Below are 20,988 nucleotides of genomic sequence, written 5' to 3'. Positions count from 1 at the left end.
GGAGCGCATCAACGATGGCGGACGCCAAGGTCATTCCGTTCGACGACGACCGGTCCCGCGGGGGCGGCGTGCCGCGGCCCGCGCGGCGCCGCGGCGCGGGGAGCCGGCTCAAGGGCACCGAGCCGGTCCGCGAGGTCGAGCCCCTGCCCACGAGGGCGGCCGCGCAGGACGATGTGCCGGTGACGGGCGAGGAGCAGCAGCCGCAGAACGGCCTCGAGCGCAAGGTGGCGAGCGGGCTGGCGTTCCTGCGCCGGCGCCTCACCGGGGACTACGAGGTCGACGACTTCGGCTACGACGAGGAACTCACCGACCAGGTCCTGATGTCCCTGCTGCGCCCGGTGTACGAGAAGTACTTCCGGGTCGAGGTGAAGGGCATCGAGAACATCCCGGCCGACGGCGGGGCGCTGATCGTCGCCAACCACTCGGGCACGGTGCCGCTGGACGGCCTGATGATGCAGGTGGCCGTGCACGACCAGCACCCGGCGGGCCGTCATCTGCGGCTGCTCGCGGCGGACCTGGTGTTCGTGCTGCCGGTCGTCAACGAGCTCGCCCGCAAGCTGGGCCACACCCTCGCCTGCGCGGAGGACGCCGAGCGGCTGCTGGCGCAGGGTGAGCTGGTCGGGGTGATGCCGGAGGGCTTCAAGGGCATCGGCAAGCCGTTCGGCGAGCGCTACAAGCTCCAGCGGTTCGGCCGTGGCGGCTTCGTCTCCACGGCGCTGCGGCAGGGCGTGCCGATCGTGCCGTGCTCGATCGTCGGGGCGGAGGAGATCTACCCGATGATCGGCAACGCCAAGACCCTCGCCCGGCTCCTCGGCTTCCCGTACTTCCCGCTGACGCCGACCTTCCCGTGGCTGGGCCCGCTGGGCGCGATCCCGCTGCCCACCAAGTGGACGATCCAGTTCGGCGAGCCGATCCCGACCGACGGCTACCCGCCGGAGGCCGCCGAGGACCCGATGCTGATGTTCAACCTGACCGACCAGGTCCGGGAACAGATCCAGCACACGCTGTACAAGCTGCTGGTGCAGCGCAGGTCGGTGTTCTTCTAGGCCGTACCGAGACAGCCGTACGCATACGGCGACGGGGTGTCCCTCCTGCTGATGAGGAGGTGCGCCCCGTCGCCGTAAGGGCGTTACTTCGCGTCCTCGCCCTCGATGCCCAGGCCCGGCAGGAGGCCGGGGAGGAGGGGCGGGAGGGTGACGTCGGGTTCGGCGGTGGGTGTCGTGCTCTGGGGCGGCGAGGCGGTGCCGGGCTCCTGGGGTGGTTCGAGGAGGCCGCCGGTGTTGCCGCCGAGGAGGCCCTCGTCGGTGTCGGTGCCGGCCGATCCGCTCGGGCGGCTGGTGCTGGTGCCGTGGCTGCTGTCGGAGGTGCTGCCACCGCCTGAGCCGGGTGCGCTGGAGCGGCCCGCGCCGGAGGTGCCGGTCGACTGGGAGGGGCCGCTGCCCTGCCGGGTGCCTCCGCCCGCGCCGCCGCCGGACTGCGCGGGCGGCTGGGGCAGGAGGGACTGCAGCGGGGCGACTTCTTCGTCTATGGCGTCGAAGACCGAGGACACCTCGTCGCTGACGTCGCCGAGCTGGAGGGGCAGCTTGTCGCGCAGGGCGCCCCAGGCCTCGCGGTGGGAGCGGGAGAAGCTGGACAGCGCCTGGATGGGGCCCAGCGAGTCGGGGTCGCGTTCGTAGGCCTCGCGCAGCAGCCGGTGGCCCTCGGAGGCGTCGTGCTGCATGCCGGACAGGGCGCGGCGGATCTCGCCGAGCGACTCGTGGTCCAGGGGTCCGCTGCGGCCGCGCTCCATCAGGCGGCGTGCCTCGCTCAGGCGGGTGGAGGCGTGGTCGAGGTAGACCTCGCCGCGCTCGGTGTCGCCGTCGGCCAGGTAGTTGAGCTTGAAGTCCTCGATGCCGCGCTTGAGGCCGTAGAGCGAGTCACCGGGGAGGGCGTCGGAGCTGGCGGCTGCGACGCCGCCGAACGCGCCCGCGGCGACGCCCACGCTGAGCCCGCCCGCGGTGAGGCCCTTGGCCAGCCGGGTGCGTGGCCGGAATCTGCTCAGTGGTGTCGCCCGGTGTGCGCCCCGGCTCCGGGAGCGCTGCTCGGGTACCGAAGGGTCCGTAGCCTCGCCCCCCGCGGTGCCCGTCTGCAGCATGGCCTCCATCGCGGCCACGAGCTGGGCCCGCTGTACGACCTTGACCTCGGGGTCCAGCTCCGGCTTGGGCAGCTCACCGAGACCGGCGGCCAGGGCCAAGAGGCGGCCCTGCTCGCTCTGTTCCGCGGGGGCCGGGGTGGGTGCCGGTCCCTCGGACTGCTCGGCCGCCGTGCCCTGCTCGGACTGCTCCTCCAGGGCCTGGGCGAAGGCGTTCGCCCGCCGGTGCGCCGATACGTTCGCGATCACTGGCGGCACCTCCTCTCGTCATGACGGTCGACTCCCTGAGGATCCTGAAAGTTGCACGTCCTGGACCGCTTCCACCCGATCGAGTGACCGGGCTCTGGTTCGGACGTGACCACAGGGAGCCTGCATCCCGCACAACGAGCGGCGTGGCACTTGGGTTACGGACTGCGGATGATCGGATCGAGAAGTCAACGGACTTTCACTGACCGTGAGTTGGGTGTCACCGAGGGTGGTGCGGTCAGCGGGCGTCGTCCGGGAGCAGCCGGGCGAGCGTGCGCACGGCGCGGTACTGGAGGGTCTTGATGGCGCCCTCGTTCTTGCCCATGACCCGGGCGGTCTCGGCGACGGACAGGCCCTGGAGGAAGCGCAGGGTCACGCACTCCTGCTGCTGGGGGTTGAGCCGGCGTACGGCGTCCAGGAGCGCGGCGTTCGACAGGGACTCCAGGACGGAGTCCTCCGGGGAGCGCTCGACCTCGTTGGCGTCGAGCATCTCGCCGGTGGTGACCTCCAGCCGGAAGCGGCTGGACTTGAAGTGGTCGGCGACGAGGTTGCGGGCGATGGTGACGAGCCACGCGCCGAAGTCGCGGCCCTGCCAGGTGAAGGTGCCGATGCGGCGCAGGGCACGGAGAAAGGTCTCGCTGGTCAGGTCCTCGGCGGTGGCCTTGCCCCCGACCCGGTAGTAGATGTACCGGTACACCGTGTCGCTGTACTGGTCGTAGAGCCTGCCGAACGCCTCGGCCTCGCCGGCCTGGGCGCGCTCGACGAGGTCCATCATGCGGGCGCTGTCGCTGTCGGCGGCCGGCCGGCGTGCGGGGGTGGCGGCCGCGCCGGCGGAGCGTCCGCGTCTGCCGACCGCGGCGCTGCCCTCGGCCAGTGCGTAGCACGGGCCGAGGGGCGCGGCGGTGGCGAAGGCGGGGACGGCGTACGCGGTGGGGACGAAGCCGCGCAACAGGTCGAGGACCGTTGCGCGCAGCGTAGCCAGGCCCGAGGCGTCAACCCCGACGTGTGGGTACACGGGACTCCCAGAGGCAGAGCTTCCATCACGTGCAGTGCGGGACCGTTCACCCGTCGTAGCGACGGAGGGGTACCGGTTTGCGTCTGAGGAGAATAACGCTTCGTGCAGGCACTGCTACACCGAGTTGCTCAAATCATCGATTACGTCGCTTCTGTAACCGATTGACGCTCGATCAACTGCCGGAGAGTGACAGGTTGTTGATCGAATCGGTTCGGATTCCGGTTGGAACCAGGGCGTGTTGTGGCAGTGCGCGGACAAGGTGACTGGACAGGGGCTCGGACGGGTACGTCCGTTGGATTGGGCGCGTTTCGCTGCGCGGGCATGCGGTGTCGAGGGCGAGGCCCTAGGGGCGCGGGAAGCTGGGCCCCGCCGACACCTCGCCCGCCGAGCTGCCCCATCCATGCCGTCTCGCGAGCGCGGACCGTGCGGGGTGCTCGCGCAGTTCCCCGCGCCCCTGAAAGGGGCGCTCCCCTAGCGGCGGCGTCGGCTCAGCGCGATCGCCGCTGCCGTGCCGCCGGCCACAGCGCCGACGCCCGCTGCTGCGGGGATGCCGACCTTCGCCGCCTTGCGGCCGGTGCGGTAGTCGCGCAGGCGCCAGTCGAGTTGACGGGCGTGTTTACGGAGCTTGGTGTCCGGGTTGATGGCGTAGGGGTGGCCGACCAGGGACAGCATGGGGATGTCGTTGTGGCTGTCGCTGTAGGCGGCGCAGCGGGAGAGGTCCAGGCCCTCCGCCGCGGCCAGGGCGCGGACCGCCTCGGCCTTGGCGGGGCCGTGCAGGGGTTCGCCGACCAGCTTGCCCGTGTAGACGCCGTCGACCGACTCCGCGACCGTGCCCAGCGCGCCCGTGAGGCCCAGGCGGCGGGCGATGACCTGGGCGATCTCCACCGGGGCCGCCGTCACCAGCCAGACCTTCTGGCCGGCGTCGAGGTGGGCCTGGGCCAGGCCGCGGGTGCCGGGCCAGATCCGCTCGGCCATGTACTCGTCGTAGATCTCCTCGCCGATGGACTGCAGCTCGGAGACGCGGTGGCCCTTGACGATGGACAGCGCCGAGTCGCGTGCTTCCTGCATGTGCTCGGGGTCCTCGACGCCGGCCAGCCGGAACCAGGCCTGCTGCCAGGCGAAGCGGGCGAGGTCGCGCGTCTCGAAGAACTTCCGCTTGTACAGGCCCCGCCCGAAGTGGAACAGGGCCGCGCCCTGCATGACGGTGTTGTCGAGGTCGAAGAACGCCGCGGCCTTGTCGTCGCCGAAGACCGGGAACTGCGGTTCCTCGTCCGCGGTCTCGGGCACGGACTTGCGCGCGGCCTCCGCCGAGGCCTCGCCTGCCAACACGCTCCGCGCCGTGGCGGAGCGCCTACGGGGAGTGAGCCATCCGAGAGCGGCCATGGCGTGAGCATAGCCAGTTTGTTCGGTGGCTTCGGACCGGCCAGGTTCCGGCGCCGTGAACTCTTCACGGCCGCGACGTTGAACAATGACTCGTATGAGCCCCCTCTTCCGCCGCGGCAGGGCCCGCCGCTCTCCCCAGGACCATCTCGTCACTCTCGTCCGCAAGCCGGGGTGTCATCTGTGCGACGACGCGCAGGCCGTGATCGAGAAGGTGTGCGGGGAACTCGGAGTGCCCTGGGAGCAGAAGGACATCACCCAGGACGAGGAACTGCACCGGCAGTACTGGGAGCAGATCCCCGTGGTGCTCGTCGACGGCGAGCAGCACACCTTCTGGCGCGTGAACGAGGAGCGTCTGCGACGGGCGCTCGGAGAGTCGTAGGAGAGCCGTAAGTCACTGACCGGCCAGTACAAGTAGTCCGAAAAGTCGCTTAGGATCGACGGCGAGCTGGTCTCGGGGGCATGGATCGTTGAGGAGAGTGTGCGGTTTTGCCCCCAAGACAGAAGGAACGACGGTGCACAGGCGCCGGTTCCCCGGACGCGCGCCGGGGGCGCGTGACCCCGGTCACGTTGGCCGGGCAAATCGGACACCATCTTTGTGCACGCGTTCACAAAGACATAGCCTGCTGTCGACGGGGCGGTCTGGGGACGTATGACCGCCTGCAGCCCCGCTCTACCCGCAGGAGCACCGTGGCAACTGGCCGAACTCACCGACCGGCGACCCGTAGCCGAGGGATTCCCGAGGCCACCGTCGCCCGGCTTCCGCTGTACCTCCGCGCCCTCACCGCGCTCTCCGAGCGTTCGGTGCCGACGGTCTCGTCCGAGGAACTCGCGGCCGCCGCGGGGGTCAACTCCGCGAAGCTGCGCAAGGACTTCTCCTACCTCGGCTCCTACGGCACCCGAGGTGTCGGCTACGACGTCGAGTATCTCGTCTACCAGATCTCCCGCGAACTGGGCCTGACCCAGGACTGGCCGGTTGTGATCGTCGGTATCGGTAACCTCGGCGCCGCGCTCGCCAACTATGGCGGCTTCGCCTCCCGAGGCTTCCGCGTCGCCGCGCTCATCGACGCCGACCCCGCGATGGCGGGCAAGCCCGTCGCCGGCATCCCCGTGCAGCACACCGACGACCTGGAGAAGATCATCCAGGACAACGGCGTGTCCATCGGCGTGATCGCGACCCCCGCCGGCGCCGCCCAGCAGGTCTGCGAGCGGCTCGTGGCCGCCGGGGTCACCTCCATCCTGAACTTCGCGCCGACCGTGCTGTCCGTCCCGGACGGCGTCGACGTACGCAAGGTCGACCTCTCCATCGAGCTGCAGATCCTCGCCTTCCACGAGCAGCGCAAGGCCGGCGAGGAGAGCGCCGCCGAGGCGAGCGTCCCCGCCGCGACCCGCAAGGAGTCCGCCGACAAGGGGCCCGACGGGGACGTACCCGCCGTGATGCCGGCATGAGCATCCTCGTCGTCGGGCTGAGCCACCGCAGCGCCCCGGTCAGCGTGCTGGAGCGGGCCGCGCTGAGCGCGGACGCCCAGATCAAGCTGCTCCAGGACACCGTCGCCGCGGAACCGGCCGGCGAGGCCGCGGTGCTGGCCACGTGCAACCGCATCGAGCTGTACGCCGACGTGGACAAGTTCCACGCCGGTGTCGCCGAGCTGTCCACGCTGCTCGCCCAGCACAGCGGCGTCGGACTCGACGAACTCACTCCGTATCTCTATGTGCACTACGAGGACCGGGCCGTGCACCACCTGTTCTCGGTGGCGTGCGGGCTGGACTCGATGGTCGTCGGCGAGGGCCAGATCCTCGGCCAGATCAAGGACTCCCTGGCCCGCGCGCAGGACATGCACAGCGCCGGCCGGCTGATGAACGACCTGTTCCAGCAGGCCCTGCGCGTCGGCAAGCGCGCCCACTCCGAGACCGGCATCGACCGGGCCGGGCAGTCCCTGGTCACCTTCGGCTTGGAGCAGCTCGCCCGCGGCGGCGACGTCCCGTCCTGGGCCTCGGGCAAGAAGGCGCTGGTCATCGGCGCGGGCTCGATGTCCTCGCTGGCCGCGGCCACCCTGGCACGGGCCGGGGTCGCCGAGGTCGTCGTCGCCAACCGCACCTTCGAGCGGGCCGAGCGCCTCGCCGAGATCCTCAACCTCGCCGACGACTGCGACGTGGTGGCCCGCGCGGTACCGATGGAGTCGGTGCCGGCCGAGCTGACACGTGCCGATGTCGCGGTGTCCTGCACCGGCGCGACCGGACTCGTGCTGACCGCCGACGCGGTCGCCTCCGCCGTCGAGGACCGCACCGGCGCGCCCGCCGAGCGGATCGCCGGGCAGCACCCCCGGATGCTGCCCGCCGCGCGGACGGACGTACGCCAGCCCGCCGCCGTCGAGGAGAACTGTCCGCTCGACCTCACCGCCGTACAGCCCGGCTTCTCCGTCATGGGAGAGGCCGCCGTCGCCGGGATGGACGCGGCCACGCTGGAGCAGCACGCGGCCTGGGCCTTGAGCGGCACCGGCACCGTGCGCCGCGAGGGCGCCCGGCGCACGCCCGAGGCCGACGCCGAGCTGATCACCGCGCTCGCCGCGACCGCGGCCACCGTCGGACGCATCCCCGAGCGGCGCAAGCCCGAGCCGGTCGCCGAGGCGCCACGGCCCGAGCCGAGCCTGTTCCTGCTGGACCTGGCGATGCCGCGGGACATCGACGCCGCCGTGCACCGGCTCGCCGGAGTGCGTCTCGTCGACATCGAGTCGCTCGCCGAGGCCTCCGCTGACGCGCCGATGGCCGCCGACGTCGACCAGGTGCGGCGGATCGTCGCCGACGAGGTCGCCGCGTTCGGCGCCGCCCAGCGGGCCGCGCACATCACCCCGACCGTGGTCGCCCTGCGCACCATGGCCGCCGACGTCGTGGCCGGCGAGATCGCCCGCCTCGAAGGGCGGCTGCCCGGGCTCGACGAAAAGCACCGGGCCGAGATCACCCAGACCGTCAAGCGCGTCGTGGACAAGCTGCTGCACGCGCCGACCGTACGGGTCAAGCAGCTCGCCGCCGAGCCCGGCGGTGCCGGGTACGCGGACGCCCTGAGGACCCTGTTCGACCTCGACCAGGAGACGGTGGCCTCCGTCTCCCGCGCCGAGGACAGCACCGAGAAGAACCGAGGGCCAGCATGAGTGAGAAGGCACTGAGGCTGGGGACAAGGCGCAGCAAACTCGCCATGGCCCAGTCGGGGCAGGTGGCGGACGCCGTGAGCCAGGTGACCGGACGGCCCGTCGAGCTCGTCGAGATCACCACGTACGGCGATGTCTCGCGCGAGCACCTCGCGCAGATCGGCGGCACCGGCGTGTTCGTCACCGCCCTGCGCGACGCGCTGCTCAAGGGCGAGGCGGACTTCGCGGTGCACTCCCTGAAGGACCTGCCGACCACGCAGCCCGAGGACCTCGCGCTCGCCGCGATCCCCGTGCGCGAGGACCCGCGCGACGTGATCGTCGCCCGGGACGCCCTGAAGTTCACCGACCTGCCCCGCGGGGCACGGATCGGCACCGGTTCGCCGCGCCGCATGGCGCAGCTGAACGCGTACGCCCGCGCCCACGGCCTGGACATCGAGACCGTCCCGATCCGCGGCAACGTCGACACGCGCATCCGGTACGTCCACGACGGCGAGCTGGATGCCGTCGTGCTGGCCGCCGCCGGGCTCAACCGGATCGGCCGCGCCGACGAGGTGACCGACTTCCTGTCGGTCGACACCGTTCTGCCCGCCCCCGGCCAGGGGGCCCTGGCGATCGAGTGTGCCGCGGACAACGCTGCCCTCATCGCCGCGCTCGGCGAGCTCGACGACCCGTTCACGCGGGCCGCCGTCACCGCCGAGCGGTCACTGCTCGCCGCCCTGGAAGCCGGCTGCAGCGCCCCCGTGGGCGCGCTGGCCGACCTCTTGGCCGACGGGCAGATCGTCAAGGAAATGCGCCTGCGCGGCGTCGTCGGCACCACCGACGGCACGCGTACGGTGCAGCTGTCCACCACCGGTCCCGTGCCCGAGACGCACGACCAGGCAGTGGCACTCGGCCGCGAACTCGCGGCCCGGATGCTCACCCAGGGCGCGGCCGGTCTGATGGGGGAGCAAGCACAGTGAGCCCCACCACCCTTCCCGCCGGTCCGGAACACGGGCACGTCACCTTCCTCGGTGCCGGACCCGGGGATCCGGGACTGCTGACCCTGCGCGCCGTGGAGGCGCTGGCGAACGCGGACGTCCTCGTCGCCGAGCACGAGGTGCTCGACGTCGTACGGACGCACGCCAGGCCGGGCGTCTCCGTCGTGAACACGGACACGGATCCCTCGTCGGACCCGAACCCGGGCGCGGGCACGCCTCAGCAGGCGGTTGTTGACGGTGCGTCAACAACCGTTGGTGCTCCCGCTGCGCGGGATGCGGCACATCTTGTCATGGAGGCCGCACGGGGCGGCAGGCGGGTCGTACGTGCGGTGTCCGGGGACCCCGGACTCGACGCGTACGCCGCCGAGGAGATGCTCGCCTGCGCCGCAGCCGGCGTGCCCTTCGAGGTCGTCCCCGGCATCGCCACCGCCGTCGGCGTACCCGCGTACGCCGGTGTGCCGCTGCGCGACGCGCAGGGCGCGGACGTCCGTTTCGTCGACGCGCGCACGGCGTCCGACCGGTGCTGGACGGAGGTGGGGGCGTCCGATGGGACCGTGGTCGTGTCGACCACTCTGGATTCCGTCGCCTCCGCCGCCGGCGAGCTGGTCTCGGCGGGCCGCAAGCCCGACACCCCGATGACCGTCACCGTCGCCGGTACGACGACCCGTCAGCGCACCTGGTGCGCCACCCTCGGCACCATCGCGCAGACCTTGAAGCAGGCCAAGGTGCTGCCCTCGCCCGACGGCGGCCGCACGGTCATAGCCGTGGTCGGTGAGCGCAGCGCCGCCGCCCAGCGCGACCAGCTGTCCTGGTTCGAGTCCAAGCCGCTGTTCGGCTGGCGGGTCCTCGTCCCGCGGACCAAGGAACAGGCCGCCTCGCTCTCCGACCAGCTGCGGTCCTACGGCGCCGTCCCGCACGAGGTGCCGACCATCGCCGTCGAACCGCCGCGCACGCCCCAGCAGATGGAGCGCGCGGTCAAGGGCCTGGTGACGGGCCGCTACGAGTGGATCGCCTTCACGTCGGTCAACGCCGTCAAGGCCGTCCGCGAGAAGTTCGAGGAGTACGGCCTCGACGCCCGTGCCTTCGCCGGCATCAAGGTGGCCGCGGTGGGCGAGCAGACGGCGAAGGCCCTCATCGCCTTCGGCGTGAAGCCCGACCTCGTCCCCAGCGGCGAGCAGTCGGCCGCCGGTCTGCTGGAGGACTGGCCGCCGTACGACCCGGTCTTCGACCCGATCGACCGTGTCTTCCTGCCGCGCGCCGACATCGCCACCGAGACCCTCGTCGCCGGGCTCATCGAGCTGGGCTGGGAGGTCGACGACGTCACCGCCTACCGGACCGTGCGCGCCTCGCCGCCGCCGGCGGACACCCGTGAGGCGATCAAGGGCGGCGGCTTCGACGCGGTGCTGTTCACGTCGTCGTCGACCGTGCGGAACCTGGTCGGCATCGCCGGCAAGCCGCACAACGTGACGGTGATCGCCTGTATCGGTCCGGCGACGGCGAAGACGGCGGAGGAACACGGCCTGCGCGTCGACGTGATGGCCCCGGAGCCGTCCGTCCACAAGCTCGCCGAGGCCCTCGCCGACTTCGGCCTCAAGCGCCGGGCTGCGGCCATGGAGGCCGGCGATCCGGTGACGCGGCCGAGCGAGCGACGCCCCGGGGCACGGAGACGCCGGGCGACGTGATGTGCCGGCCCTCCTCCGTCAGGCCGGGGCGGCCTCCGGGCTGACCGTGTGGCCCTGGCGGAGGAGGTTGTGCGGGTCGTACGCCGCCTTCGTGCGGCGCAGACGGGCGTACACCTCGGAGGTCCGGGCGCGGTCCGGCTCGTCGCCGGGGCGGCCGTGGATGTTGACCATGGTGCGGCCCGTGCCGTACGGGGCCATCGCCGCATCGCCTGCACAGTGGCAGGCGTGTCCGTCGCCGCGGCCCGGGTGCACGTCGGTGTGGCTGCGGCAGGGCGTTTGCGCGGCTCGGCGCTACGAGGTGCCGCTGCGCCCACCCGTGCCGCCCCAGCGGCACGATTGCCCGCAGCTGAGTGGCCTGTACGGGCCGATGTCCCGCGGCGGGTGTGCCGTCAGGGGCGCGGGGAACTGCGCGACCGGCCCACCACGGTCCGCACGCGCACGACGGCATCGTCCCGGCAGCCCCCTCTGTCCCCTCCGCGCCCGGCCTCGCCCCCGACGCCGCGTCGGCAAAGGCACCCGTCGGCCAGGCGTAGCTTAGGGGCATGACGAAGTACGGTTCCTTTCCCGGTACGCGGCCTCGGCGACTGAGGGGCACTCCCGTCATGCGAAGGATGGTCGCCGAGACGCGGCTGCACCCGGCGGACTTCATCCTCCCGGCCTTCGTAAGGGAGGGCGTGAGCGAGCCGGTGCCGATCACGGCGATGCCCGGCGTCGTGCAGCACACGCGGGACAGCCTCAAGAAGGCCGCGGTCGAGGCCGTGGAGGCAGGGGTCTCCGGGATCATGCTGTTCGGCGTGCCGGAGGAGTCGAAGAAGGACGCCCTCGGCACCCCGGGCACGGACCCCGACGGCATCCTCCAGGTCGCCATCCGCGACGTCCGCGCCGAGGTCGGCGACGAACTGCTCGTCATGTCCGACCTGTGCCTCGACGAGACCACCGACCACGGCCACTGCGGTGTCCTCGACGAACACGGCCGCGTCGACAACGACGCCACCCTGGAGCGCTACGCCGAGATGGCCCAGGTCCAGGCCGACGCCGGCGCCCACGTCGTGGGCCCCAGCGGCATGATGGACGGCCAGATCGGCGTCGTCCGCGACGCGCTCGACCAGATCGAGCGGGAGGACGTCGCGATCCTCGCGTACACCGCCAAGTACGCCTCCGCCTTCTACGGCCCCTTCCGCGAGGCCGTCGGCTCCTCGCTCCAGGGCGACCGCAAGACGTACCAGCAGGACCCCGCCAACGTCCGCGAGTCCCTGCGGGAGCTGGCCCTGGACCTGGAGGAGGGCGCCGACATGGTGATGGTCAAGCCGGCCGGGCCCTACCTCGACATCCTCGCGCGCGTCGCCGACGCCGTGGACGTCCCCGTGGCCGCCTACCAGATCTCCGGCGAGTACTCGATGATCGAGGCCGCCGCCGAGAAGGGCTGGATCGACCGCGACCGGGCCATCCTGGAGACGCTGACCGGCATCAAGCGGGCCGGCGCGCGCACCATCCTCACCTACTGGGCGACCGAGGCCGCCCGGCTGGTCGCCCAGCAGCGGTAGCGGTAAGTCCACATCCCGAAAAGGAAGTTGTAGGCGGCACGGATTACCTAGGCTGCGGTCACGAACCGCACCGCAGCCAAGGAGCCGTGTCATGACCGCAGCCATCGCCCCCGCTCCCCTCCCGCCGCTCGCCGCGCGCACCGCGACGGTCGGCGGGTCGCCCGTACGCGACATCCTGGCGGTCACCGCACGCCCCGAGGTGATCAACTTCGCGGGCGGGCTGCCCGCGCCGGAGCTGTTCGACCGCGAGGGCATCGCCGCGGCCTTCCGCGACACCCTGGAACACACCCCCGCCCAGGCCCTGCAGTACTCCACCACCGAGGGCGAGCCCTCCCTGCGCGCCGCGCTCGCCGGCCGCGCCACCCGCCGCGGGCTGCCCACCGACGCCGACGACCTGCTCATCACCACCGGCTCACAGCAGGCGCTGTCCCTGCTCGCCACCGCACTCCTCGACCCCGGCGACACCGTCCTCGTCGAGGACCCCTGCTACCTGGCCGCCCTCCAGGTCTTCGGCCTCGCCGGCGCACGCGTCGTCCCCGTGCCGACCGACGCCGACGGCGTCGACCCGCAGGCCCTCGCCGACCTCGTCACCCGCGAACGGCCCAAGTTCTTCTACACCGTCCCCACCTTCCAGAACCCCACCGGCCGCACCATGCCCGCCGACCGCCGCGCCGCCGTCGCGTCCGTCGCCCTGACGCACGGGCTGTGGATCGTCGAGGACGACCCGTACGGCGAACTGCGCTACGACGGCGACCACCTGCCGTGGATCGCCTCCCACGAAGGCGCCGCCGACCGCACCGTCCTCCTCGGCTCCTTCTCCAAGATCATGGCCCCCGGACTGCGGCTCGGCTGGCTGCGCGCACCCGCCGCCCTGCGCCGCGCCTGCGCCGTCGCCAAGCAGGCCGCCGACCTGCACACCCCGACCCTCAACCAGCTCGCCGCCGCACGCTACCTGGACGTCCTGGACGCCCATGTGACCAAGGTCCGCGCCGTCTACGGCGAACGCCGCGACGCCCTGCTCGCCGGCCTGCCCGCCGCCCTCCCCCAGGGCTCCACCTGGCAGCGGCCCGAGGGCGGCATGTTCGTCTGGGCCCGCCTCCCCGACTCCTACGACACCACCGCCCTGCTCCCCGAAGTGGTCAAGCACGACGTCGCCTACGTCCCCGGCGCCCCCTTCTACGCCGGCACCCCCGACCCCGCCACCCTGCGCCTGTGCTTCGTCACCCAGACCCCCGACGAGATCGCCGAGGGCCTGCGCAGACTGGCGCGGGGCCTGGGAGCGGCGTAGGCCCTCAGTCCCACCAGAAGCGCCAGGCGCGCTCGCCGACCAGCCCCTTCGCGTACGCCCCGACACTGCCCGGACCGTCCTGCGTGACCGCGTCCGGGCAGAACGCGAAGTGCTCCGCCGCGAGCGCCTCCGCCTGCTCGAGGTCGGCCGGCGGCGCGGCCACGGACACCACCAGCGTGTCGAAGCCCAGCGCGACGACCCGTATGCCGAACCGGTCCTCCCAGGACCGCAGCACGGCACACAGCCGGGCCACGTCGTTGTCGTGGTTGAGCGGGCCCGTCCAGCCGATCGCGGCCGGTATGTCGGCGGAGCGCCGCGCCGGGACGAGCGACAGGTGCGGCGCCTCCTGCCACGGCCGCGACCCGTCGCACAACGAGTCCGCGACCTGCGCCGCGCACGAGCCCGGCTCGGCCGTGAGCGCACCGGCGGGCGCGAGCCCGGGCCAGTCCGGCCCGAACGGCTCGGTCACCTCGGCGAGTTCCTCGTCCCACTCGTCCTCGTCGCCCTCCCAGTACTCGGCGAGAACGTCCTCGACGTCGTGATCACCGGGATACGACACGCCCGCAGGATCCAACTCCCAGTCAGCAGGCCCACCCTGACGGTCCCCCAGATCCACGAGCACCGGCAGCAGCCCCACTTGGGCCGCAGGGCCGCCCAGCACAGCCCAGTTCCCCGACGAGGCACCCTTCTCGGCATGCCACAACAACGGCTCGTGCCACGGCCCGTCGCCGGTCACGTCGACCAGCCGGCCCGGCGGCAGCCGCAGCCCGAGAGAACGCCCACTGGGATCGGCCGCCAGCCCCGGCAGCGGATTCGGAAGAGTCGCCATGCCCGGGACTGTACGGGCACCCACTGACAACGGCCCGTCTAGCCCCGGCACCGCTTCGTGTACGACCACGTCACCGCCGTCAGCAGGAACGGGACGGCGAACAGCGGGGCGAAGGTGACGGCCCAGACCGTATGGGCCGCGGCGCTCGTCATATAGGTCTGGCTCTCCACGGTGAACGCCACCACCAGCTGCCACAGCGCCCCCAGGAGCAGCACGGCCGACGCCGTCCAGGCCACCGCCCCCAGCACCCGGGGCCGCCGCACGGGCGGGCGATCCGTGACGAGCAACAGGGGAAGCAGCGCCGCCAGTTCGGTGAGGACCGACAGCCCGACGACGTACGCGATGCCCCACCCCGGGATGTCGAAGACCTCCCGCAGGACCCGGTCCGAGTAGCCGACGTACACCCCCGACGCCATCGCGATCCGCCACAGGCCGGACGGCAGGGCGCACAGGGCGATCGCGTGCGCGGCACGACGGGCCCAGACGGGCGCGGGAAGGGACACGGGGGAGGCGGGGAACGGAGCGGTCGCTGTCGTCATGCCCCCATGCTGGCCGTGACGACAGCGACCTCACATCAGTCGCTCCGGTGGACCCTCTCCGCCGCGCGGCGGAGAGGCATCCTCCTGCTAGAGCCGCTCAGGCGTCCGGATGCCCAGCAGGGCCATGCCCTGGTGGAGGGTGCGGGCCGTGAGGTCGACCAGGAACAGGCGGTTCTCCGTCTGCTCCGGGGTGTCGGCCTTCAGCACCGGGCACTGGTCGTAGAACGTCGTCAGGTGGGACGCCAGCTGGTACAGGTACGCGGCCAGCTTGTGCGGGGCGTACTCCGCGGCCGCCTCGAAGACCGTGTCGCCGAACGCGTCCAGGTGCAGGCCCAGCGCCCGCTCCGCAGGGGCCAGTTCGAGCTCCGGGTGCGCGACCGGGGCCGCCCCCTCGGCCTTGCGCAGGATCGACTGGATACGGGCGTACGCATACTGGAGGTAGACCGACGTGTCACCGTTCAGCGACACCATCTGGTCCAGGTCGAACTTGTAGTCACGGTTCGGCGACGTCGACAGGTCCGCGTACTTCACCGCGCCGATCCCGACGTACCGCCCGTTCTCGACGATCTCCTCCTCGGTCAGGCCCACCTTCTCGGCCTTCTCGCGTACGACCGCGGTCGCCCGCTGAACCGCCTCGTCCAGCAGGTCCTCCAGCCGTACGGTCTCACCCTCACGCGTCTTGAACGGCTTGCCGTCCGCGCCCAGCACCGTGCCGTAGCCCATGTTGTGGGCGGTGACCTCGTCGGTCAGCCAGCCCGCGCGCCGCGCCGCCTCGAAGACCATCTTGAAGTGCAGCGACTGCCGCACGTCCACCACGTAGATCAGCGAGGTCGCGTGCAGGTCGACGACACGGTTGCGGATCGCCGTCAGGTCGGAGGCCGCATAGCCGAAGCCGCCGTCCGCCTTCTGCACGATCAGCGGGACCGGCTGGTCGTCCTTGCCGCGGATGTCGTCGAAGAAGACGACCAGCGCGCCCTCGGAGCGCACCGCGACGCCCATCTCCTCCAGGAGCCGGGCGGTCTCCGGCATGCCCTCGTTGTACGCGGACTCGCCGACGATCTCCTCGTCGCGGATCTCCATGTCGAGCTTCTCGAACACGGAGTAGAAGTAGACCTTCGACTCGTCCACGAACTGCTGCCACAGCTCGAGGGTCTCCTTGTCGCCGGACTGCAGGGCGACGACCCGCTTGCGGGCCCGCTCCTTGAACTCCTCGTCCGCGTCGAACAGCACCCGGGAAGCCTTGTACACCCGGTTCAGGTTCGACATGGCCTGCTCGCCGTCGACCTCGGAGGCCGGGGCCAGCTCGCCCGGGTGCTCCATCAGGTACTGGATGAGCATCCCGAACTGGGTGCCCCAGTCGCCGATGTGGTGCCGGCCGATCGTCCGCTCACCCGTGAAGTCGAGCATGCCGCGCAGCGCGTCGCCGATCACCGCGGAACGCAGATGACCGACGTGCATCTCCTTCGCCACGTTCGGCTGGGCGTAGTCCACGACCGTGATGCCGGGCTCCGGCTTGCGGGGCACGCCGAGACGGTCGCCGTCCTCGTACCGCGCCGCGAGGTTCTCGGTGATCGCCCGGTCGGACAGCGTGATGTTGAGGAAGCCGGGGCCGGAGACCTCGACGTCCTTGATCAGCTCCTCGCCCGTGACGATCCCGGCCACCACCTGCGTCGCCAGCTCACGCGGGTTCGCCTTCGCCTTCTTGGCCAGCGCCAGGATGCCGTTGGCCTGGAAGTCGGCCCGGTCGCTTCGTCGCAGCAGCGGGTCGACCCCGTCGGTTTCCGGCAGGGCGGAAGCGAGGGCGTCGGTGAGCTGCTGGTTGACGAGATCGGTGAGCGACGTGACCGAGGTCATGGGGTGGGAGCCGTTCTCCTCGTGGATTGACAGACTCCGCCAGTATCCCATGGAGGGTAAAGCGATTTTGCGGCCGCGGGCCGGTGGGGGCCGGTCGCGCAGTTCCCCGCGCCCCTTGCAGGCCGCTGCGCCGCCTAAACTGAAAGGCGCGGCCGATCGACCGTACAGCCGCCCCGAGGAAAGAAGGACGTGCCGATCGTGGCTCAGAGCACCGAGACCACCGACTGGGTCTCCCGTTTCGCGGATGAGGTCATCGAGGAGTCGGAGCGTCGGGCCCCGGGCAAACCGGTCGTCGTCGCGTCCGGCCTCTCCCCGTCGGGCCCCATCCACCTCGGCAACCTCCGCGAGGTCATGACCCCGCACCTCGTCGCCGACGAGATCCGGCGCCGCGGCCACCAGGTGCGCCACCTCATCTCCTGGGACGACTACGACCGCTACCGCAAGGTCCCGGCCGGCATCGCGGGCGTCGACGAGACCTGGGCCGAGCACATCGGCAAGCCCCTGACCTCCGTGCCCGCCCCCAAGGGCTCCGCCCACCCCAACTGGGCCGAGCACTTCAAGGCCGCGATGATCGAGTCGCTGGCCGAGCTGGGCGTGGAGTTCGACGGCATCAGCCAGACCGAGCAGTACACCTCCGGCGTCTACCGCGAGCAGATCCTGCACGCCATGCGCCACCGCGGCGACATCGACGCGATCCTCGACCAGTACCGCACCAAGAAGGCCCCCGCCAAGAAGCAGCAGAAGCCGCTCGACGAGGCCGAGCTGGAGGCCGCCGAGGGGTCGGGTGCCGCGAGCGAGGACGACGGCTCCTCCGGCTCCGCCGGGTACTTCCCGTACAAGCCGTACTGCGGCAACTGCGACAAGGACCTGACGACCGTCACCTCCTACGACGACGACTCCACCGAGCTGACGTACGTCTGCACCGCGTGCGGCTTCTCCGAGACCGTCCGGCTGAACGAGTTCAACCGTGGCAAGCTCGTCTGGAAGGTCGACTGGCCCATGCGCTGGGCGTACGAAGGCGTGATCTTCGAGCCCAGCGGCGTCGACCACTCCTCGCCCGGCTCCTCCTTCCAGGTCGGCGGGCAGATCGTCGGCATCTTCGGCGGCAAGCAGCCCATCGGCCCCATGTACGCCTTCGTCGGCATCAGCGGCATGGCCAAGATGTCCTCCTCCCGCGGCGGCGTACCCACCCCCGCCGACGCGCTGAAGATCATGGAGCCGCAGCTCCTGCGCTGGCTCTACGCCCGCCGCAGGCCCAACCAGTCCTTCAAGATCGCCTTCGACCAGGAGATCCAGCGGCTCTACGACGAGTGGGACAAGCTCGACGCGAAGGTGACGGACGGCTCCGCCCTTCCGGCCGACGTGGCCGCGCACTCCCGCGCCGTGCGCACCGCCGCCGGCGAGCTGCCGCGGACCTCACGACCGATGCCGTACCGCACCCTCGCCTCCGTCGCCGACATCACCGCCGGCCACGAGGACCAGGCCCTGCGCATCCTCACCGAGCTCGACCCCTCCCGGCCCGTGGGCTCCCTCGACGAGGTCCGCCCCCGCTACGACAAGGCCGAGGCGTGGATCAACACCCACGTCCCCGCCGACCAGCGCACCATCGTCCGCACCGACCCCGACACCGAGCTGCTGAAGTCCCTCGACGACGCCGGCCGCGAGTCCCTGCGACTCCTGCTCGACGGACTCGCCTCCCACTGGTCCCTCGACGGACTGACCCACCTCGTCTACGGCGTCCCCAAGGTCCAGGCCGGATTCTCCGCGGACGCCACGCCCAAGGAGCTCCCGCCGGAGATCAAGACCGCCCAGCGGACGTTCTTCGCCCTGCTCTACCACCTGCTCGTCGGCCGTGACACCGGCCCGCGCCTGCCCACGCTGCTGCTGGCGGTCGGCCAGGACCGCGTCCGGGCACTGCTCGGGGAGTGAGTCGCGCATGAAGAAGGGGCCCTCTCACGAGGGCCCCTTCCGCATGTCCGGGGTTACGCGATGTGCTCGTCCGCCAGCTCCGCGTTCAACCGGTTCGAGAAACGGTTCACCATGCGCTTCGCCTCCGCCTCGGGCAGCGCGATCCCGTACGTCGCCTCCACGTCCGCCATGAACCCGCGCGGCGTCGGCGCCCCGTTCCCGCTCTTTATCGACTCGCGGAACACCTGGTAGTACGCCTCCTCGTCCGGCTCCGAGCCGCCACCCTCACCCAGCTCACGCGTCCGGCCCGGCCCTGCCGGCACCGGGAAGCCACCCGTCTCCTCACCCGAAGGCCCCTCGGGCACAGGCTCCTCCTCATGAGGCGGGAACGGCGACTCCTCGTACGGCGGCCCGTACAGCTCCGGATCGAAGTTGGGGTCGTAGCCCCCGTGGTACTCCACCGCATGCGGGTCCCGGGCATGCAGCCACGGATTCTGCTCAGGGTCCGCATCCGCATCCGCATCCACCGCCCGATCCGACGCGGGCAACTGCTGCTGCGCCTGCACCGGCACGGCGGCGAACCGCGGCTGCTGAATCTGCTGGGCCTGCTGCACCTGGGGCGCCGGCGGGATCAGCGCCGGCTCGATGCCCGCCGCGGCCAGCCCCGCCGGAGCCGTCTCCGCCAGCGGCACGCCGTACCGCGCCAGCCGCAGCGGCATCAGCGACTCCACCGGAGCCTTCCGCCGCCACGCCCGGCCGTACCGGGACCGCAGCCGCGCCTGATAGACCAGCCGCTCCTGCTCCAGCTTGATCACCTGGTCGTACGACCGCAGCTCCCACAGCTTCATCCGCCGCCACAACAGGAACGTCGGGAGCGGGCTCAGCAGCCAGCGGGTGATCCGGACACCCTCCATGTGCTTGTCGGCCGTGATGTCCGCGATCCGGCCGATCGCATGCCGCGCCGCCTCCACGGCGACCACGAACAGCACCGGGATCACCGCGTGCATACCCGTGCCCAGCGGGTCCGGCCAGGCGGCCGCGCCGTTGAACGCGATCGTCGCCGCCGTCAGCAGCCACGCCGTCTGCCGCAGCAGCGGGAACGGGATACGGATCCACGTCAGCAGCAGGTCCAGCGCCAGCAGCACGCAGATACCGGCGTCGATCCCGATCGGGAAGACGTAGGAGAAGTTCCCGAAGCCCTTCTTCAGGGCCAGCTCGCGGACGGCCGCGTAGGAACCCGCGAAACCGATGCCGGCGATGATCACGGCACCGAAGACGACCACGCCGATGAGAACGCGGTGCATCCGTGTCAGCTGTATGGGCGCGGCCACCCGTACTCCCCTCCCACTGCATGCTGTTGTGCGGGCAACAGAGTGGCACACATGTGCGGGGAACGGGTGGCCGGACCGGGGTGATGCTGTCGGCGTCAGCTCTTACGCGTCGACGACTTCGACGAACTCCGCGAAGTGGAGGACGACTTGGAGGCCGACGGCTTCTTCAAAGACGTGCCCGACGAGGTCGACGCGGACTTCGACGGCGACTTCGTCGCGGACGGCACCTTGGCATCGGCGTCCCCGCTGACCGCGCTGTTCGCCTTCAGAACGGCCGCGACAGCCTCCTTCGCCGCCTTCTGGGCGTCCTTCATCAGCTCGTCCGCGTCCGGAGTCTTGTCGCCCGCCAGACCGGCACCGTTGTAGTCCACCGTGACCACGACGTTCTCCACCCGGGCCACGACCGTCTGCTGCTTGAAGGACCCCTCCTTCTTCTTCAGGTCGTACCGCACGGCCGTCGCCTCGTCACCGATGCCCGCGGCGGGAGCCGACTTCACGTTCTTCGCACCCGTCACCGCCCGCGCGTCCTCGACCTGACCCTCGTAGTACTCCGCGGCCAGCTCGTCACCCGCGCCGCGCGCGACGTCCGACTCGAAGCGCAGCATCGAGACATTCAGCCAGCGGAACTGCGAGCCCTTCACGCCGTTGTTGTCCAGGCTGTCCCAGGAACAGCTCGCCCGGGATTCCAGATCGTCCGAACTGCCCTCCTTGCCCGACTTACGGGCCTCGGGCACCAGATCCTCGAGCGTCTTGTCCGACAACACGTCACATGCCTCCGGCAGCGTCGCGTACGCGGCCGCCCGCACCGTCGGCGACGGGCTCGCGGTGACACTCGCAGACGCCTGCTTGGCGTCGCCGCCGTCGGAGTCCGAGCCGGAGGAACAGGCCGCGGCCAGCAGCACCACGGGGAGGGCGGCGGCACCGACAAGGACGCGGCGACCCCGCGTCACTCGCTGGGCACGCTGTTCAGACCGGTCGGCTCGCTGTGCTCGTCGCTGCATGGTTCCTTCACTCATGACGCTCGTGGTTCCTGCGGTCGGATCGGGTCCGAGGGGCCACGGTACGCGGTGCGCGACACCCACGGCCTTCCTACGGACGCATCGCCGGACGGCACGGGC

At 71.4% G+C, this 20,988-nt stretch carries 18 protein-coding genes; 9 read left to right on the top strand and 9 right to left on the bottom strand.

Annotated features, from left to right (window positions below; translation table 11 throughout):
* Positions 1-14: 14 nt before the first annotated feature.
* Complete coding sequence (locus tag ACIQ6Y_RS31795; protein WP_404044150.1) at positions 15-1,046, top strand: lysophospholipid acyltransferase family protein; 1,032 nt, start codon at positions 15-17, stop codon at positions 1,044-1,046.
* A gap of 83 nt (positions 1,047-1,129) precedes the next feature.
* Here the strand turns inward: ACIQ6Y_RS31795 and ACIQ6Y_RS31790 are convergent, their stop codons facing one another.
* The 3 genes from ACIQ6Y_RS31790 to ACIQ6Y_RS31780 form a co-directional block, all read right to left on the bottom strand.
* Positions 1,130-2,380 (bottom strand): DUF5667 domain-containing protein, encoded by a 1,251-nt coding sequence (locus tag ACIQ6Y_RS31790; protein WP_404044148.1) that lies wholly within the window; start codon positions 2,378-2,380, stop codon positions 1,130-1,132.
* 235 nt (positions 2,381-2,615) lie between these two features.
* A complete protein-coding gene (locus tag ACIQ6Y_RS31785; RefSeq protein ID WP_404044146.1) occupies positions 2,616-3,392 on the bottom strand; it encodes an ECF subfamily RNA polymerase sigma factor, BldN family in 777 nt (258 codons plus the stop codon).
* 471 nt (positions 3,393-3,863) lie between these two features.
* Positions 3,864-4,775: an HAD family hydrolase gene (locus ACIQ6Y_RS31780; RefSeq protein WP_404044144.1), complete on the bottom strand. Its 912-nt coding sequence runs from the start codon at positions 4,773-4,775 to the stop codon at positions 3,864-3,866.
* Between the two features lie 94 nt (positions 4,776-4,869).
* Here ACIQ6Y_RS31780 and ACIQ6Y_RS31775 point away from each other — a divergent pair, with 94 nt between their 5' ends.
* The 5 genes from ACIQ6Y_RS31775 (at position 4,870) to ACIQ6Y_RS31755 (ending at position 10,577) form a co-directional block, all read left to right on the top strand.
* Positions 4,870-5,154, top strand: coding sequence for a glutaredoxin family protein (locus ACIQ6Y_RS31775; protein WP_404044142.1), 285 nt, complete (start codon positions 4,870-4,872; stop codon positions 5,152-5,154).
* Between the two features lie 308 nt (positions 5,155-5,462).
* Positions 5,463-6,221 carry a redox-sensing transcriptional repressor Rex gene (locus ACIQ6Y_RS31770; RefSeq protein ID WP_404044140.1) on the top strand — a complete coding sequence of 253 codons (759 nt, stop codon included), beginning with the start codon at positions 5,463-5,465 and terminating at the stop codon, positions 6,219-6,221.
* Entirely contained in the window at positions 6,218-7,921 is a 1,704-nt protein-coding gene (locus ACIQ6Y_RS31765; RefSeq protein WP_404044138.1) for a glutamyl-tRNA reductase, read from the top strand. Before ACIQ6Y_RS31770 ends, ACIQ6Y_RS31765 begins: the two co-directional genes overlap by 4 nt.
* Positions 7,918-8,877, top strand: a complete 960-nt coding sequence (gene hemC, locus ACIQ6Y_RS31760) for a hydroxymethylbilane synthase (protein ID WP_404044136.1) — start codon at positions 7,918-7,920, stop codon at positions 8,875-8,877. The genes ACIQ6Y_RS31765 and hemC overlap by 4 nt, the downstream gene beginning before the upstream one ends.
* Positions 8,874-10,577, top strand: coding sequence for a uroporphyrinogen-III synthase (locus ACIQ6Y_RS31755; protein ID WP_404044134.1), 1,704 nt, complete (start codon positions 8,874-8,876; stop codon positions 10,575-10,577). The genes hemC and ACIQ6Y_RS31755 overlap by 4 nt, the downstream gene beginning before the upstream one ends.
* A gap of 18 nt (positions 10,578-10,595) precedes the next feature.
* Here ACIQ6Y_RS31755 and ACIQ6Y_RS31750 read toward each other — a convergent pair whose 3' ends face one another.
* Positions 10,596-10,775, bottom strand: coding sequence for a BBE domain-containing protein (locus tag ACIQ6Y_RS31750; protein WP_404044132.1), 180 nt, complete (start codon positions 10,773-10,775; stop codon positions 10,596-10,598).
* Between the two features lie 344 nt (positions 10,776-11,119).
* Between ACIQ6Y_RS31750 and hemB the strand changes: the two genes are divergently transcribed.
* Positions 11,120-12,121, top strand: a complete 1,002-nt coding sequence (hemB, locus tag ACIQ6Y_RS31745) for a porphobilinogen synthase (RefSeq protein ID WP_404044130.1) — start codon at positions 11,120-11,122, stop codon at positions 12,119-12,121.
* Positions 12,122-12,212: 91 nt separating this feature from the next.
* Positions 12,213-13,409: a PLP-dependent aminotransferase family protein gene (locus tag ACIQ6Y_RS31740; protein ID WP_404044128.1), complete on the top strand. Its 1,197-nt coding sequence runs from the start codon at positions 12,213-12,215 to the stop codon at positions 13,407-13,409.
* Positions 13,410-13,413: 4 nt separating this feature from the next.
* Here ACIQ6Y_RS31740 and ACIQ6Y_RS31735 read toward each other — a convergent pair whose 3' ends face one another.
* From ACIQ6Y_RS31735 to argS, 3 genes are all read right to left on the bottom strand, one after another.
* Complete coding sequence (locus ACIQ6Y_RS31735; RefSeq protein WP_404044126.1) at positions 13,414-14,238, bottom strand: DUF4253 domain-containing protein; 825 nt, start codon at positions 14,236-14,238, stop codon at positions 13,414-13,416.
* A gap of 38 nt (positions 14,239-14,276) precedes the next feature.
* Entirely contained in the window at positions 14,277-14,777 is a 501-nt protein-coding gene (locus ACIQ6Y_RS31730) for a hypothetical protein (RefSeq protein ID WP_404044124.1), read from the bottom strand.
* 87 nt (positions 14,778-14,864) lie between these two features.
* Entirely contained in the window at positions 14,865-16,631 is a 1,767-nt protein-coding gene (gene argS, locus ACIQ6Y_RS31725; RefSeq protein WP_404044122.1) for an arginine--tRNA ligase, read from the bottom strand.
* A gap of 189 nt (positions 16,632-16,820) precedes the next feature.
* On the opposite strand from argS, the gene lysS reads away from it, so the two are divergent.
* Complete coding sequence (gene lysS / locus ACIQ6Y_RS31720; protein ID WP_404044120.1) at positions 16,821-18,560, top strand: lysine--tRNA ligase; 1,740 nt, start codon at positions 16,821-16,823, stop codon at positions 18,558-18,560.
* A gap of 53 nt (positions 18,561-18,613) precedes the next feature.
* Here lysS and ACIQ6Y_RS31715 read toward each other — a convergent pair whose 3' ends face one another.
* Entirely contained in the window at positions 18,614-19,870 is a 1,257-nt protein-coding gene (locus ACIQ6Y_RS31715; RefSeq protein WP_404044119.1) for a DUF2637 domain-containing protein, read from the bottom strand.
* Positions 19,871-19,965: 95 nt separating this feature from the next.
* Entirely contained in the window at positions 19,966-20,886 is a 921-nt protein-coding gene (locus ACIQ6Y_RS31710; protein WP_404044117.1) for a DUF3558 family protein, read from the bottom strand.
* Positions 20,887-20,988: the final 102 nt, after the last annotated feature.

It is taken from the genome of Streptomyces sp. NPDC096205, assembly GCF_044763135.1.
In the GTDB taxonomy this organism is placed as follows: domain Bacteria; phylum Actinomycetota; class Actinomycetes; order Streptomycetales; family Streptomycetaceae; genus Streptomyces.
Note: the sequence above shows the minus strand (reverse complement) of the source record. Positions and strands in the feature narration are given on the sequence as shown.